A 14491-nucleotide genomic window follows, 5' to 3' on the forward strand; every position below is an offset into this window, starting at 1 on the left:
ATGCGATCAGTCGCGGAACATCAGCGTGTTGTCACCGATTTGATCCGTTCCCGGCCGCCGGCTTCGGTCGCGCTGGCCGACGCCCAGGGTCTGGTGCTGGCCGAGGACGTGGTCGCCCAGTTGGCGCTGCCGGTCTTCGACAACTCCGCGATGGACGGGTACGCGGTGCGCGCCGAGGACACGTCGTCCGCCACGCCGGAAAACCCGGTGGTGTTGCCGGTCGCCGAGGACATTCCGGCCGGGCGCACCGACGAACTGACGCTGCAACCCGGTACGGCGCACCGGATCATGACGGGCGCCCCGCTGCCGGCGGGGGCGACGGCGATCGTCCCGGTCGAGGCCACCGACGGCGGGGTGGACGTCGTGTCGATCCGCGAACCCCGCGAGGCCGGCAAGCACATCCGGCGGGCGGGTGAGGACGTCGCCCCCGGCACCACCGTGTTGCGTCGGGGCCAGGTCGTGACGCCGGCCGTGCTGGGGTTGGCCGCGGCGCTGGGGATCGCGGAGTTGCCGGTGATCCCGCGCCAGCGGGTGCTGGTGATCTCGACCGGATCGGAGCTGGTGACGCCGGGCACCGCGCTGCGGCCGGGGCAGATCTACGAGTCCAACTCGATCATGCTGGCAGGGGCGGTTCGGGACGCGGGCGCCGAACTGGTCGCCGTCGCGACCGCCGAAGACGATGTGGCCCAATTCAGTTCGATCATCGACCGGTACGCGGCCGACTCCGACCTGATCATCACCAGCGGCGGCGTCAGCGCCGGCGCCTACGAGGTGGTCAAGGACGCCTTCGGGCGCGAGGGCGACCAGGGCGTGGAATTCGTCAAGGTGGCCATGCAGCCCGGCATGCCGCAGGGCGTGGGCCGGGTGGCCGGCGCGACGATCGTCACGCTGCCCGGCAACCCGGTCAGCGCGCTGGTGTCCTTCGAGGTGTTCATCCGGCCCGCGCTGCGCACGGCGATGGGCCTGCCGGACCCGGAACGCCCGCACCGGTCCGCCGTCCTCGCCGAGTCGCTGACCTCGCCGCGCGGCAAGCGGCAGTTCCGGCGCGCGGTGCTCAGCGACGACGCCAGCTCGGTCACCAGTTACGGCCCGCCGGCATCGCACCACCTGCGCTGGCTGGCGTCGGCGAACGGGCTGCTCGACATCCCCGAAGACGTCGTCGAGGTGCCCGAGGGAACCCGGCTGCAGGTCTGGGATCTGCGCTAGCCGGCGGGTGTGGCCACGTCCCGGTGGAATTCGTCGGCCTTGTCGAACGCCGGGGTGTAGCGGATCGCGATGGCGACGATCGACATCATCACCGGGATGGCGACCAGCGCCGCCGACAGCCCCACCCAGCCGGACAGGTGACCGATCAACGGCGGGCCGAGCAGGTAGCCCAGCCAACCGGTCGCCGCCACGATGGCGATCGCCGATCCCGCTTCGCTCGCGCCGTAGGCCGCGCTGAACGCGGTGGGCACCAGCAGCGCCACCCCGACGCCCAACGCGGCGAAACCCAGCACGCTCACGCCGGCGTTGGCGGTCGCCAGCGTCACGCCCATGCCCGCGACGGCCACCACCGCCAGGGCCGGAAGCAGCCGGCGACTGGGCACCCGCGCGTGCAGCCGGGGCGCGCCGAACCGGGTGATCACCATCGTCAGCGTGTAGGCCGCGTAGCTCAACGCGGCGACGCTCGGGCCGGCACCGACGACGTTGCGCAGGTAGTTGGCCGACCAGTCGGTGGCCGCACCCTCGCACAGAAACGACGCGAACGAGACCGCGGCCAGGATCGCGACCGTCGGCGTCATCCAGGCCCGTCCGCCCCGGGTACGTCCCGGCGACGCCTTGGCGTCATCGGCCGCATCGGGCATCAGGCGACGGGTGAGCACCCCCACCACGACCAGCACGACCGCCCCGAGGACCGTCAGCTGCGCGGTCAGCCCGATGCCCGCGCCCACGCAGGCCGCGCCGACCACCGCCCCCACCAGCGTCCCGACGCTCCACATGCCGTGAAACCGCGCCATGATCGGCGCCCGCGCGGCCCGCTCGACCGTCGCGGCCTGGGTGTTCATCGCGACGTCCAACGCCCCCTGGAACGTCCCCCACAACGCCAGCGCCCCGAACAGCGCGGGACCGGACCGGGCCAGCCCCACCGTCGTCCCCGCGGCCGCATAGCCGGCGACCATGACCGGGATCAGCCGGTGGCTGCCCCAGCGGCGCAGCGCCCAGTGGCTTGCCAGCGTGGCCACGACCGATCCCAGCGGCGCGCCGAACAGCGCCGTTCCCAGCGCCGCGTCGGACAGTCCCAGCTCGGCCTTGACCCGCGGAATGTGGGCGGCCCACGACGAAAACACCAGACCGTGGGCGATGAATGCGGCGGTGACACCGCGTTTCGCCCGACGCACCGGCGTCGCCCACCGGTCGGCACTGTGCGGTTGCATGTCGAAGGTCAACGTTCCCTCTGCGGGCGTCCACGAATCAACCGCGGGCTCCGTAAGATGGCCGCGTGGCACGACGCCCCCGCACTATCGGCCCCACCGCTTCGGACCCGGGCTTCAGCCCCCAACACGCGCTGGAGCTGGTGCGCTCCGCCATTCCGCCGGTGCACCCGGCCGGACGCCCGTTCATCGGCGCCGGGCTGGCGCTGGCCCTGGCCGGCCGCCGTCACCGCTGGGTGCGACGGGCGGGCCTGCTGGCGGCGGGCGCCTGCGCGGGGTTCTTCCGCCACCCCTCACGGGTGCCGCCCACCCGGCCCGGGGCCGTCGTCGCCCCCGCCGACGGCGAGATCTGCGTGATCGACTTCGCCACGCCGCCCGCGGAACTGAGCATGGGCGACGCCGCGCTACCGCGCATCAGCATCTTCCTTTCGCTGCTGGACGCCCATGTGCAGCGCGCACCGGTCAGTGGCGAGGTGGTCGCCGTGCAGCACCGGCCGGGCCGCTTCGGGTCGGCCGACCTGGCAGCCGCCAGCACCGAAAACGAACGCACCAGCCTGCGCATCCGCACCCCGAGCGGGGCCGACGTGGTCGCGGTGCAGGTCGCCGGGCTGCTGGCCCGGCGGATCATCTGCGACGCACACGTCGGGGACAAGGTGTCGATCGGCGACACCTACGGGCTGATCCGGTTCGGCTCCCGACTCGACACCTACCTGCCGGCGGGCTCCGAACCGCTGGTGAAAGTCGGCCAGCGCGCGATCGCCGGCGAGACCGTGTTGGCCGAGCTGCCATGATCAGCAAGCCGCGCGGACGGGCGGTCAATCTGCAGATCCTGCCCAGCGCGATGACGGTGCTGTCGGTGTGCGCGGGATTGACCTCGATCCGGTTCGCCCTCGAACACCAGCCCAAGGCCGCGATGGCGCTGATCGCGGCGGCGGCCATCCTGGACGGCCTGGACGGGCGGGTGGCCCGCATCCTGGACGCCCAGTCGCGGATGGGCGAGGAGATCGACTCGCTGGCCGACGCGGTGAACTTCGGCGTGACCCCCGCGATCGTGCTCTACGTGACGCTGCTGACCAACTCGCCGGCCGGCTGGGTGGTGATCCTGCTCTACGCCGTCTGCGTCGTGTTGCGGCTGGCGCGGTTCAACGCGCTGCAGGACGACGGCAGCCAGCCCGCCTACACGCACGAATTCTTCGTCGGCATGCCCGCGCCGGCCGGGGCGATCTCGATGATCGGCCTGATCGGGCTCAAGCTGCAGTTCGGTGACGGCTGGTGGACCTCGCCGCTGTTCCTGTGCATCTGGATCACCGGGACCTCGATCCTGATGGTCAGCAAGATCCCGATGCGCAAGATGCACGCGGTCGCGGTGCCGCCGAGTTGGGCCGCCCCACTGCTGGCGATCCTGGCGATCTGCGCAGCGGCGGCGGTGCTGGCGCCCTACGTGTTGATCTGGGTGATCATCATCGCCTACCTGTGCCACGTGCCGTTCGCCATCCGCAACCAGCGCTGGCTGGCCGCCCACCCCGAGGCATGGGACGACGAACCCAAGCAGCGTCGCGCCGCGCGCCGCGCGATCCGCCGGGCGCAGCCCAACCGCCGGTCGGTGGCGCGGCTGGGCCTGCGCAAGCCGGGCAGGCGCGTGCCGTGACGGCCGGCGGCTCCGGCGACGATGCGGGCCGCTCCGGGCCGCTGAGGAGCGGAGCCATCAATCCCGCGTCCCGTCAGCTCACCTTGACGGCTCGGCTGAACACCTCGGCCGTCGACTCCCGTCGCGGCGTCGTCCGGTTGCATCCGAGTGCCGTTGCCGCACTGGGGATTCGGGAATGGGACGCCGTTTCGCTGATCGGCTCGCGGACCACGGCGGCGGTCGCGGGCCTCGCCGGCCCGGACACGCCGTTCGGCACGGCGCTGCTCGACGACGTGACGCTGTCGAACGCGGGGCTGCGGGAGGGGTCCGCGGTGGTCGTCGGCGCGGTCACGGTCTACGGCGCGCGATCGGTGACGCTGTCCGGCTCGACGCTGGCCACCCAGTCGATCACGCCGGTCACGCTGCGCCAGGCCCTGCTCGGCAAGGTCGTCATGGTGGGCGACGCCGTGTCGCTGCTGCCCCGCGACCTGGGACCCGGCACGTCCACCTCGGCCGCCACCCGGGCGCTGGCCACCGCCGTGGGCATCAGCTGGACCTCGGAGCTGTTGACCGTCACCGGTGTCGACCCCGCGGGGCCGGTCAGCGTGCAGCCCAACTCGCTGGTCACCTGGGGCGCCGGCGATGTCGCGGCCGGCGCGATGACGTCGTCGCGGATCTCGGTCGAAGTCGCCCGGCCGGAGATGGTCGTCGAGGAACTCAAAGGCACCCAGCCGCAGGCCGCCAAGCTCGTCGAATGGCTCAAGCTCGCGCTCGACGAACCGCACCTGCTCAAGACTTTGGGCGCCGGCACCAACCTCGGCGTGCTGGTGTCGGGCCCCGCCGGCGTGGGCAAGGTGACCCTGGTCCGCGCGGTCTGCGGCGACCGCAGGCTGGTCACGCTGGACGGCCCGGAGGCCGGCGCGCTGGCCGCCGAAGAACGGCTCAAGGCGGTGGCCTCCGCGGTGCAGACGGTGCGCGACGGCGGCGGCGTCCTGCTGATCACCGACGTCGACGCCCTCCTGCCGGCCGCCGCCGACCCGGTGGCCTCGTTGATCCTGGGCGAGCTGCGTACCGCGGTGGCCAGCGAGGGCGTCGCCCTGATCGCCACCTCCGCGCGGCCCGACCAGCTCGATGCCCGGCTCCGGGCCCCCGACCTGTGTGACCGCGAGCTGGGCCTGCCGCTGCCCGACGCCGCCACCCGCAAAGCGCTGCTGGAATCGCTGCTCAAAAACGTCCCCGCCAGCGACCTGGATCTCGACGAGATCGCCTCACGCACACCGGGTTTCGTCGTCGCCGACCTGGCCGCGCTGGTGCGGGAGGCGGCGCTGCGCGCGGCGTCGCGGGCCAGCGCCGACGGCCGTCCCCCCGAGCTCAACCAGGAGGACCTGGTCGGCGCGCTGACCGTCATCAGGCCGCTGTCCCGCTCGGGCAGCGAGGAAGTGAGCGTCGGCGACATCACCCTCGACGACGTCGGCGACATGGCCGAGGCCCGGCAAGCGCTGACCGAGGCCGTGTTGTGGCCGCTGCAGCATCCCGACACCTTCGCCCGGCTGGGCGTCGACCCGCCGCGCGGGGTGCTGCTGTACGGGCCGCCCGGCTGCGGCAAGACCTTCGTCGTGCGCGCGCTGGCCAGCACCGGGCAGCTGTCCGTGCACGCCGTCAAGGGCTCCGAGCTGATGGACAAGTGGGTGGGCAGTTCGGAAAAGGCTGTGCGCGAGCTGTTTCGGCGCGCCCGGGACTCGGCGCCCTCGCTGGTCTTCCTCGACGAGGTCGACGCGCTGGCGCCGCGGCGCGGGCAGAGCTTCGACTCGGGCGTCACCGATCGGGTGGTGGCCGCGCTGCTGACCGAGCTCGACGGCGTCGATCCGCTGCGCGACGTCGTCGTCCTGGGCGCCACCAACCGGCCGGATCTCATCGACCCCGCGCTGTTGCGCCCGGGCCGGCTCGAGCGGCTGGTCTTTGTCGAACCGCCCGACGCGGAGGCCCGCCGCGAAATCCTGCGCACCGCAGGCAAATCGGTTCCGCTGAGCGCCGACGTCGACCTCGACGAGGTGGCCGCCCGGCTCGACGGCTACAGCGCCGCCGATTGCGTGGCGCTGCTGCGGGAGGCCGCACTGACCGCCATGCGCCGATCCATCGACGCCACCGACGTGACGGCGGCCGACCTCGCGGCCGCGTGCGAAACCGTCCGTCCCTCTTTGGATCCCGCGCAGGTCGAGTCGCTAAGGGGTTTCGCCAAAGCTCTTTAGCACCGCCAACGCCGAGGCCGCGACGTCCTTTTCGAGCCACGACGGCATCGGATCGTCATGGGCGTGGCGCCGCACCACCGCGTAGGGCAGGTCGGCGACCGCGCGCGCGACGGCGTCGACGGAACGCGGCCTGGCGTTCCCGTACAGCTGCCGGGCCAACGCCGCGATCCGCTCGGTCAGCGGGGCGTTCATCGCGGCAAGCGTCTGCCGGAAGGCCGCGTCGGGTTCGTCGTCGAGCAGGTCGCCCGGCCGGATCGTCAACAACAGCCGGGCATCCTCGGGCAGGGCGCGCGCGAAGCCGACGGCGGCCACCGCCATCGCCACGGCAGTGTCTGCCGGCGTCTCCCCGTCGGCGGCCAGCGCCCGGGCCTGGAAGCGTTCCAGCGCGCGCAGCCACGCCGCCGTCAGGATGCCGTCGCGGTTCCCGAACCGGTGATACAGCGTGCCCGCCGGCGCACCACTGGTTTTCGCGATCGCGGCCACGCTGGCCGCGCGCGGTCCGCCGCCGAGCACCAGCGCCCGGGCGGCGTCGAGGATCACATCGGTTTCATGCTTCCGCGGAGGCGCCATGATCTAGTACAGTCCTTCTATATGGAACGGTTACCCTATATCGACGAGCATGCCATAACGATCGACGCACACCGCGCAGACACGTGGTCGGCGCTGCTGCGGGTGATGTGCCGCGACCCGCAGGACCCGACGACCGTGCCGGTCGGCTTCGTCCTGGACGAAGCGCGCGCACCGGCGCGGTTCGCACTGAAGGGCCGCCACTGGTTCGCGGTCTACCGGTGGGTGTTCGAGCTGGACGAGCTCGACGGACGCACCCGGCTGCGCGCGGCGACCTGGGCGGCCTTCCCGGGCATTTACGGGAAGGCGTATCGGGCGCTCGTCATCGGCACCGGCGCGCACCGCGTCGTCGTGCGGCGCACGCTGAAACGCATTGCGGCGAAGGCCAGTTCACGCAGGGCGTCGGTCCCGTGACACCGGGCCTGGCGTGGGGGGTCAGGCCCGGGGAGCGAACGACACCACTGCCCTGCGACGGTCTCCTGCCCTCGGCCGGCGTCCGGGCGGACCGCGCGATCAGCATCGCCGCGCCACCGTCGATCGTGTTCGGTTGGTTGTGCCAGTTGCGTGTGGCGCCGTACAGCTACGACAGCCTGGATAATCTCGGCCGCCGCAGCCCACGCCGACGCGACCCGGAGCTGACGCGCCTCGAAGTCGGGCAGCGATTCATGACCATCTTTGTGTTGCGGTCGTTTCTCGGCGGCCGGCAGATCACGTTGCGGTCCAAGGGTGTCGCCGTCACGTATGCGATCCGGCCCGACGGGGCGGGCTCGCGGCTGCATGCGCGCGTGTTGTTCGCCGGGCCTCGGCTGTTCGCTCACGCCCTGGCGCTGGGGGACCTGGTGATGATGCGCAAGCAGTTGCTCACCCTGAAGTCACTGTCCGAGACCGAAGCTGACCGCCGCCGGTTTCCCTCTCTCACACCAGCGCGCTCCCATCCCAGAACGGGCTCAACCCGCTCCAGACGCGGTTGGTGATGTGGGAGTCGAGGGTCCGCGTCGCATCGATGAGTGGGTGGTCCTCGCCGAGCACACGAACACCGTCATCGATGAGCTTTCGGGTACGCGCGGCGGCCGGGTCGAATTCGTGGCCGTTCCATAGCCACCAGGCGAGGTAGTACCTCCATTGCAAGGTTTCGATGTGATCGTTCCCCAGCGTGCGGGCGCTGCGGGCGAGCGCCCGTTTCACTTCCACCGCGTGTTCCATGAGGTCTTCGCGCTCCGAGCGTTGTTCGTCGGCGTCTTCGGCGACTTTGGCCAGGGCGTCGTCGTCGAGATTGCCCGGGTTCATCCAGTCCCGGCCGGGCACGACATCGATGTCGCGGTCTTCGGATTCGGCGTCGACGAACAGATCGAAAGCAATGTTGCGCGTCTCGTTGACGCTGTCTTCCCATTCGGCGCGGGCTGCTCCGAGTTTTTCGCCGGCACCCGTTGCCATTGGATGCTGTTCACCGAGAACACGCACGAGATCCTCAGCCAGGACCTCCCATTCGGAAATTCGCTCGATTTCGTTGGCCGTCTCCGGCGTCCATGCAGCGCGGTTGTAGCGGGCGATCAGCGTGTGCTCGTGGTCGTGACCGAGCGTGTTTTGCAGGGCGACGATCAGCGCATCGAACTCGTTGAGGGTGTGAGCGTTGATACCCTCGGCCTCACCCAGCCACGTCAGCCGCGACAGTTGCGCGGCCAGGGTGTGGGGATGGTGTTCGCCGAGCAGTCGCCGGCGGTAGCCGACGACAATCAGCGCGTCGGTGCTGGCCCCGAAGGGGTCCCCGAGGTCGTGGCGGGCCAGGGCCACCCCGTAGGCGGCGGACAAGGCTAATTCGTTACGGGGGCCGAAGACCCGTGTCTCGGCACCGCATAACTGCACCCAGCGCAGCAGCCGACCGGCGGGATCACCGCCGGCATCCTCGGCCGTGGCCAATGTGTGGGTAGCCCATAACGTGTCCGCGTGCTCGACGCCGAGTACCCGCGTCATCACCGGGACGAGCTCGCGCAGCTCATCGACGCTGCCCTCGTCCCCGCGGTGGTAGCGCCAGATCGCGACCAGCCCCGCCACGCCAAGGGTGGAGGGATGTTCGTCTCCGAGTGTTTCGCGCCTGACGGCCAGTACCTGGCTCGCGTCGTGGACGGCACCGAGGCTGTCCCCGGCCGTCCAGCGCGCCGACGCCAGCGCGAGCAGCGCGGTCAGGGTTGACTCGTGATGGGGCCCGAATGTGGCAAGCGCCGAGCGCCATTCCGTGTTGGCGCGTACCACGGGATCGCCCGCGTCGGCGGGTTGATCTGGGCCGTCAGTCATGTGCACTCCTTTTCGTCATGCCAGTCTCCGGCTCCCGTGCCCGCGCCGCCAGTCACCGGCGGTTAAGATTTTGCAGCCGCGAACAAGCCACGGCGATAGGTTGGTCCGCATGACCGAGCGTCCAACGGCCCTGCAGATCGTCGAGGGAATCGACCTGTCCGGCAAGACATGTGTGATCACCGGGGCGTCGTCGGGGCTGGGCCGCGAGTCGGCGCGGGCGCTGGCCGCCGCGGGGGCACACGTCATCCTGGCCGCCCGCAACCCCGACGCGCTGGCGGAGACCGCCCGGTGGATCGCGGCCGAGGTTCCGGCCGCCCGGACGTCGACGGTCTCGCTCGACCTCACCGACCTGTCCAGCGTGCGTGCGGCGGCCAGCGCGATCGCCGACATCACGCCGATCGTCGACGTGTTGATGAACAACGCCGGCGTCATGTTCACGCCATTTGGCCGGACCCGGGACGGCTTCGAACTGCAAATCGGGACAAATCATTTCGGGCATTTCGAGCTCACCCGGCTGCTCGTCCCCCGCCTTGCCGCCGCCGACGGCGCCCGGGTGGTGATCCTGTCCTCCGGCGGCCACGTGATGGGTGACGTCGACGTCGACGACCCCAACTGGGAGCGTCGCGAATACGACAAGTTCGCCGCCTACGGCGCCTCCAAGACGGCGAACGTCCTGCACGCGGTCGAAGCCGACCGGCGCCTGCGCGACGCGGGAATCCGCGCCTACGCCGTGCATCCGGGCACCGTGGCCACCTCGCTCGCGCGGTACATGTCGCGCGCGGACTTCTCGCGGCTGCGCCGCCTCGTCGCCGAAACCAGCCGCGAACCCTCCGACGGCTTCCTCGATTTCGTCATGCCCGAACACGGCGCGGCGACGCAGGTGTGGGCCGCGGTCAGCCCCGAGCTGGCCGGGCGGGGCGGCCTCTACCTGGAAGACTGCGGGATCGGGGAGGCCGCGCCGCATGCCCGCGACGGGCGGCGCGCGGCCCAACTGTGGGGACTCTCCGAAAGACTTTGCGCCACACGGTGACTCGGTCACGGATCGGGAAGCGGCAACCAATCCCGCGACAGCCGCGCGGTGAAATTCGGTGGGCGGCGCTCCAGGAAGGCGGCGACACCCTCGCCGGCGTCGGCGCCGCCCATCACCCGTTCGTGCAACCGGGTTTCCAGCGCGGCGACCTGCCGCGGTGTGTAGTGATGGATCGCGCTGTCCCACAGCAGGCGTTTACACAGCGCGGCCGACATCGGCGCCACGTTGACCGCGATGTCGCGGGCCACCGTCAGCGCGTGCTCGAGCACCCGCTCGGCGGGCAGGGCCCGCGTGGCGACCCCGAGCGTCACGGCCTCGGCCCCGCCGAACGTCCGCCCGGTGAGCAGGATGTCGGCGGCCACCCCCAGGGTGGTCAGCTGGGTGAGCGTCCAGTGCGCCATGCAGTCGGGGATCACGCCCCGGCGGACCTGCACCACACCGTATTTGGCGTCCTCGGCGACGACGCGAATGTCGGCCTGCAACGCGATCGTCAGCCCGATTCCGATGGCGTGCCCGTTGACCGCGGCGATCACCGGCTTACGCAATTCGAACGCGGCCGGGGTGATCGGCGACGCCGAGAACGTGCCGTCGGCGGCGGGCGCGTCAAACGGGCTTGCGGCGGTGGAAAAGTCCGCGCCGGCGCAGAAAGCGCGTCCCGCTCCGGTCACCACGATGGCCCGCACGTCGTCGTCGCCGTCGCAATCCCGATAAGCCCGGCTCAGCAGCGCGCCCATCTCGGCGGTGTAGGCGTTGAGATGATCGGGCCGGTTGAGCGTGAGTATCGCCACGCCCGAGTCGATTTCGACCGTCAGGTCATCGCTCATGGCAGGGCCGGCGCCCGCTGCACGGCGCCGATCAGGTCGGCGATGTCGGCGTCGCGCGGGGTGTAGCCGGGGAAGTAGCAGCACACCTCCCCGGCGTGCCGGCCGAACCGCGCGGCGATCTGTTGTGCGCATTCCTCGGGCGTGCCGACGATCCCGATCCGGGCCACCATTTCGTCGCTGATCAGCCGGCGCATCTCGGCGAAGCGGCCCTGCTTGGACAGCGCGTTGAGCTCCGGCTGGACGTCGGCCCAGCCCTCGACCTGCAGCACGGGCAGGTAGGCCGGCGTCGACCCGTAGAACGCGATGAGGGTCGCCACCCCGTTGACCGCGGCCGCCAGATCGGCCTCGTCGCGGCCGACGGCGACCATGGCCTGGGCGATGATGGTGAACTCGCCGGACTCCCGCCCCGAACGGCGCAGCCCCTCGCCGATCGCGGGAACGGTGCGTTCGGCGAAGTGGCGGGCGCTGTTGAACGGCATCATTAACAGACCGTCGGCGACCTCGGCCGCGGTGCGGGTCATCACCGGGCCCAGCGCGCCCAGCAGCACCGGCGGCGGGCCGAACGGGTTGGGGCCGGGGTTGAAGTTCGGCGCCATCACGGTGTGCGTGTAGAACTCGCCACGAAAGTCCAAGCGGCCCTGGCCTTCCCAGGCGTCGAAGATGGCCTTGATCGCCGCAATGGCCTCGGCCATCCGGGCCGCGGGACTGTCCCACTTACTGCCGTAACGCTTTTCGATGTGCACCTTGATCTGTGAGCCGAGGCCGAGGCGGAACCGCCCGCCGCTGTAGCACTGCAGATCGTAGGCGGCGTGCGCCAGGTGCAACGGGCTGCGCGGCGGGGCGATCGCCACGTTCGTCATCAGGTCCAGGCCGGTCGCGCCGGCGGCGAGGAGCAGCGGGAAGAAGACATCGTGCTGGCCTTCGAACGTGAACAGGCCATCCGCACCCGTCGCGGCGATGTCGGCGGCGCTTGCCGCCGCGCCCGCCGGTGAACCGTCCACCTGGAGGTGAACCTTCATCGTATGCTCCTGTCGCGCAGTATTATTCGGAGAGCTGAAACTCGACCACCTCGGCGATCGCGTCGACAGCTTCGCGCAGCGCGGCGAGGCGTTCGGCGGCCGTCGGGGCCGCGAGCACCGTGTAGCGGTCGGCCGTGCCGATCGGGATGCGCGAGGCCAACGCGAACAGGCGCTCCCCCGCCGGGCGCCCCGCGCGCTGACCCAACAGCACCTCGCGACCCGGCAGGGTGATCCCGCGCGCCTGCGCGATCCGCTCGAACAAGGCCACCGCGCGGTCTTCGACGTCGAGCAGTTGGGCCGGCGAAACCTCGGGCCCCGGTTCGTCGGGCCACGGCGTGATCCGCGCCCGCGGGTAGGGATCGTCGGGCAGCCATTCGCGCACCCGGATCCGGTCCCCGGTCCGGCAATGCAGCGCGTACCGGCCCGCGCCCTGGTCGACGCATTCGGTGATCCGCGACATCACGCCGACGTCGCAACGCGCATCACCGCCGCCCACCTCGCGCCCCCGCGAGATCAGCACCACCCCGAACGGGTCGCCGGTTGCCATGCAGTGCCGCACCAGCGCGCCGTAGCGGGGCTCGAAGATCCGCAGCGGCAGCTCCTGGTCGGGCAACAGCGCCGACTCGAGCGGAAACATCGCCAGCTCAACGGGTTCCGTCATCAGATCTCCAGCTCGGACACCAACGCGTCGACGACCGCGCGCAGGTCGCCGTCGTGTTCCTCGGCCACCCGGCGCTGCCGCTGGTAGGAGGCGCCCTGCCGGGGGATCTCCGCCACCGCGGTCAGCTCGTCGACGCAGTTCAACTTCTTCGCGACCGGCTCCAGCCGGGTCAGCACGTCATCGAGATCCTCGGTGACCAACCGCTCGTTGCTGTCGGCGTCCAGGATGATCACCGCGTCCAGGCCGTAGCGCGCCGCGCGCCACTTGTTCTCCTGGTTGTGCCACGGCGGCATGCTGGGCAACGACTCGTCGGCTTCGAGCCTGCGGTCCAAATCGACCACCAGGCAATGGGTTAGCGCGACCAGCGCGCCCAGCTCCCGCAGGTTGGACACGCCGTCGCAGATCCGCATCTCGATGGTGCCCAGGTGCGGGGAAGGCCTGATGTCCCAACGGACTTCGTCGACGTGGTCGATGATGCCGGTCTTCTTCTGGTCGTAGACGAACCCCTCGAACTCCGACCAGGTCTGGAACTGGAACGGCAGCCCGGCGGTGGGCAGCTGCTGAAACATCATGGCCCGGTTGCTGGCGTAGCCGGTGTCCACGCCGGTCCACCACGGTGAGGACGCCGACAGCGCCAACAGGTGCGGGTAGTAGTTCAGCAGCGACGTCATGATCGGCATCACCTTGTTCGGCGAGGAAATCCCGACGTGCACGTGCACACCCCAGATCAGCATCTGCCGTCCCCACCACTGGGTGCGCTTGATCAGCTCGGCATAGCGCGCGCCGGCGGTGAGCTTCTGGGTGGTCCACTGCGCGAACGGATGTGCGCCGGCGCAGAACAGCTCCATGCCCCGATCCCGCACGATGCGGCGCGCGGGGCCGAGGGTTTGGCGCAGGTCTTCCATCGCCTCGCCGGCGGACTGGCAGATGCCGGTGACCACTTCGACGGTGTTGCGTAGCAATTCCTTGTGCACGCGCGGGTTTTCGCCGATCTCGGCGATCACCGCGGTGGCCTCGTTGCTCAGGTCGCGGGTCTGCGCGTCGACGAGCGCGAACTCCCACTCCACCCCGATGGTCGGCCGCGACGACCGGGCGAAATCGATGCGCGCGTCACGCCTTCTAGCCGGCACCGATGACACCGCAGGCCACCCGCTTGCCGGCGTCACCGGTGCTCATCGTCATGTCGTCCGGGCCCGGTGTTCCGTTGGTCTGGTTGTAGCGCTCCGCCGGGATGTTGGCGAAGTTGTCCGCGCCGGCGTGAATGATGATCACGGTCTTCTGCCCGGTGAGCAGGTCCTCCATGGCGAACGCGTCGGTGGTGGTCACCAATGTCCCGGAGCCGTCCTTGCGGACCTGCAGCGAGGTCAGGTCTCCGCTGGCGGGTTCGGCGGCGTGTCCGGGAACCTGGAAGTGGCCACCCGCGGACAGGAAGTCCCCGGGCGCACCGCCGTTCGGGGCGACGGAGTTGGGCTCACACTTGCCCACCTTGTGGATGTGCACGCCGTGAAAGCCGGGCGCGAGCACACCGTTGGCGGTCGTCTCGATGGTGACCGTCGCGTAGCCGTTGTTGAATTCGAATTTCGCGATCGCGACCTGGGTGCCGTCCGGCGCCTTCAGATGCGTGGTGACGGTCGGCACCTCCGCGGGCCTGGCCTCCGCGCCTTTGGCGCCCGACGGCGACGGCGACCCGGTCCAGATCGCGGGCGTGGTGCCCGGAACCGACGCGGCGTGCTCGGGCGACGAACAGGCACCCAGCAGCGCGACACATCCGGCCAGAACCAGAGGGGGAGGCAGCTTCGGCATAGCCA

General features: G+C 70.8%; 15 protein-coding genes. 7 read left to right on the plus strand and 8 right to left on the minus strand.

The genetic code is table 11. From position 1 onward, the window contains the following. A complete protein-coding gene (gene moeA / locus AC0KS4_RS22010) occupies positions 1–1206 on the plus strand; it encodes a molybdopterin molybdotransferase MoeA (protein ID WP_238956940.1) in 1206 nt (401 codons plus the stop codon). Here moeA and AC0KS4_RS22015 read toward each other — a convergent pair. Continuing rightward, the gene (locus tag AC0KS4_RS22015) at positions 1203–2417 is read right to left on the minus strand and encodes an MFS transporter (RefSeq protein WP_238956941.1); all 1215 of its coding nucleotides are present in this window, start codon (positions 2415–2417) and stop codon (positions 1203–1205) included. The genes moeA and AC0KS4_RS22015 overlap by 4 nt on opposite strands. Before the next feature lie 65 nt (positions 2418–2482). Here AC0KS4_RS22015 and AC0KS4_RS22020 point away from each other — a divergent pair, with 65 nt between their 5' ends. Genes AC0KS4_RS22020 through AC0KS4_RS22030 form a run of 3 tightly spaced genes read left to right on the plus strand, consistent with a single transcriptional unit; the run spans position 2483 to position 6290 of the window. Continuing rightward, positions 2483–3205: a phosphatidylserine decarboxylase gene (locus AC0KS4_RS22020; protein WP_425326337.1), complete on the plus strand. Its 723-nt coding sequence runs from the start codon at positions 2483–2485 to the stop codon at positions 3203–3205. Further along, on the plus strand, positions 3202–4062 hold the full coding sequence (gene pssA / locus AC0KS4_RS22025) for a CDP-diacylglycerol--serine O-phosphatidyltransferase (protein WP_225328405.1): 861 nt from the start codon (positions 3202–3204) through the stop codon (positions 4060–4062). The genes AC0KS4_RS22020 and pssA overlap by 4 nt, the downstream gene beginning before the upstream one ends. Before the next feature lie 56 nt (positions 4063–4118). After that, on the plus strand, positions 4119–6290 hold the full coding sequence (locus AC0KS4_RS22030) for an AAA family ATPase (RefSeq protein WP_238957401.1): 2172 nt from the start codon (positions 4119–4121) through the stop codon (positions 6288–6290). Here AC0KS4_RS22030 and AC0KS4_RS22035 read toward each other — a convergent pair. After that, entirely contained in the window at positions 6264–6860 is a 597-nt protein-coding gene (locus AC0KS4_RS22035; RefSeq protein ID WP_238956942.1) for a TetR/AcrR family transcriptional regulator, read from the minus strand. The two genes, AC0KS4_RS22030 and AC0KS4_RS22035, sit on opposite strands and share 27 nt — an antisense overlap. A gap of 21 nt (positions 6861–6881) precedes the next feature. Between AC0KS4_RS22035 and AC0KS4_RS22040 the strand changes: the two genes are divergently transcribed. Together AC0KS4_RS22040 and AC0KS4_RS22045 are read left to right on the plus strand one after the other, a co-directional pair. After that, entirely contained in the window at positions 6882–7271 is a 390-nt protein-coding gene (locus AC0KS4_RS22040; protein WP_238956943.1) for a hypothetical protein, read from the plus strand. Next, positions 7268–7831, plus strand: coding sequence for a hypothetical protein (locus AC0KS4_RS22045; protein WP_238956944.1), 564 nt, complete (start codon positions 7268–7270; stop codon positions 7829–7831). The genes AC0KS4_RS22040 and AC0KS4_RS22045 overlap by 4 nt, the downstream gene beginning before the upstream one ends. Here AC0KS4_RS22045 and AC0KS4_RS22050 read toward each other — a convergent pair. Then, positions 7773–9149, minus strand: a complete 1377-nt coding sequence (locus tag AC0KS4_RS22050) for a tetratricopeptide repeat protein (RefSeq protein ID WP_238956945.1) — start codon at positions 9147–9149, stop codon at positions 7773–7775. The two genes, AC0KS4_RS22045 and AC0KS4_RS22050, sit on opposite strands and share 59 nt — an antisense overlap. 109 nt (positions 9150–9258) lie before the next feature. Here AC0KS4_RS22050 and AC0KS4_RS22055 point away from each other — a divergent pair, with 109 nt between their 5' ends. Continuing rightward, entirely contained in the window at positions 9259–10179 is a 921-nt protein-coding gene (locus AC0KS4_RS22055) for an SDR family NAD(P)-dependent oxidoreductase (protein ID WP_238956946.1), read from the plus strand. Positions 10180–10184: 5 nt separating this feature from the next. On the opposite strand, the gene AC0KS4_RS22060 is transcribed toward AC0KS4_RS22055, so the two are convergent. The 5 genes from AC0KS4_RS22060 to sodC are packed head-to-tail and all read right to left on the minus strand — an operon-like array spanning position 10185 to position 14486. Then, entirely contained in the window at positions 10185–11003 is an 819-nt protein-coding gene (locus AC0KS4_RS22060; RefSeq protein ID WP_238956947.1) for an enoyl-CoA hydratase-related protein, read from the minus strand. Further along, positions 11000–12022, minus strand: a complete 1023-nt coding sequence (locus tag AC0KS4_RS22065) for a TIGR03617 family F420-dependent LLM class oxidoreductase (protein ID WP_238956948.1) — start codon at positions 12020–12022, stop codon at positions 11000–11002. Before AC0KS4_RS22065 ends, AC0KS4_RS22060 begins: the two co-directional genes overlap by 4 nt. A 22-nt stretch (positions 12023–12044) precedes the next feature. Then, on the minus strand, positions 12045–12683 hold the full coding sequence (locus AC0KS4_RS22070) for an LON peptidase substrate-binding domain-containing protein (protein WP_238956949.1): 639 nt from the start codon (positions 12681–12683) through the stop codon (positions 12045–12047). Continuing rightward, a complete protein-coding gene (locus AC0KS4_RS22075) occupies positions 12683–13813 on the minus strand; it encodes a glutamate--cysteine ligase (protein WP_238956950.1) in 1131 nt (376 codons plus the stop codon). Before AC0KS4_RS22075 ends, AC0KS4_RS22070 begins: the two co-directional genes overlap by 1 nt. Next, positions 13803–14486 carry a superoxide dismutase[Cu-Zn] gene (gene sodC, locus AC0KS4_RS22080; protein WP_238956951.1) on the minus strand — a complete coding sequence of 228 codons (684 nt, stop codon included), beginning with the start codon at positions 14484–14486 and terminating at the stop codon, positions 13803–13805. The genes AC0KS4_RS22075 and sodC overlap by 11 nt, the downstream gene beginning before the upstream one ends. Positions 14487–14491 lie beyond the last annotated feature (5 nt).

The organism is Mycobacterium sp. NTMscope_MAC_12 (genome assembly GCF_976985675.1).

What these genes read in the sequence shown, in the direction of transcription:
- moeA (WP_238956940.1), top strand. Translation starts at nt 1, where the DNA reads ATGCGATCAGTCGCGGAACATCAGCGTGTTGTCACCGATTTGATCCGT.
- AC0KS4_RS22015 (WP_238956941.1), bottom strand. Translation starts at nt 2,417, where the DNA reads ATGCAACCGCACAGTGCCGACCGGTGGGCGACGCCGGTGCGTCGGGCG.
- pssA (WP_225328405.1), top strand. Translation starts at nt 3,202, where the DNA reads ATGATCAGCAAGCCGCGCGGACGGGCGGTCAATCTGCAGATCCTGCCC.
- AC0KS4_RS22035 (WP_238956942.1), bottom strand. Translation starts at nt 6,860, where the DNA reads ATGGCGCCTCCGCGGAAGCATGAAACCGATGTGATCCTCGACGCCGCC.
- AC0KS4_RS22040 (WP_238956943.1), top strand. Translation starts at nt 6,882, where the DNA reads ATGGAACGGTTACCCTATATCGACGAGCATGCCATAACGATCGACGCA.
- AC0KS4_RS22050 (WP_238956945.1), bottom strand. Translation starts at nt 9,149, where the DNA reads ATGACTGACGGCCCAGATCAACCCGCCGACGCGGGCGATCCCGTGGTA.
- AC0KS4_RS22055 (WP_238956946.1), top strand. Translation starts at nt 9,259, where the DNA reads ATGACCGAGCGTCCAACGGCCCTGCAGATCGTCGAGGGAATCGACCTG.
- AC0KS4_RS22060 (WP_238956947.1), bottom strand. Translation starts at nt 11,003, where the DNA reads ATGAGCGATGACCTGACGGTCGAAATCGACTCGGGCGTGGCGATACTC.
- AC0KS4_RS22065 (WP_238956948.1), bottom strand. Translation starts at nt 12,022, where the DNA reads ATGAAGGTTCACCTCCAGGTGGACGGTTCACCGGCGGGCGCGGCGGCA.
- AC0KS4_RS22070 (WP_238956949.1), bottom strand. Translation starts at nt 12,683, where the DNA reads ATGACGGAACCCGTTGAGCTGGCGATGTTTCCGCTCGAGTCGGCGCTG.
- sodC (WP_238956951.1), bottom strand. Translation starts at nt 14,486, where the DNA reads ATGCCGAAGCTGCCTCCCCCTCTGGTTCTGGCCGGATGTGTCGCGCTG.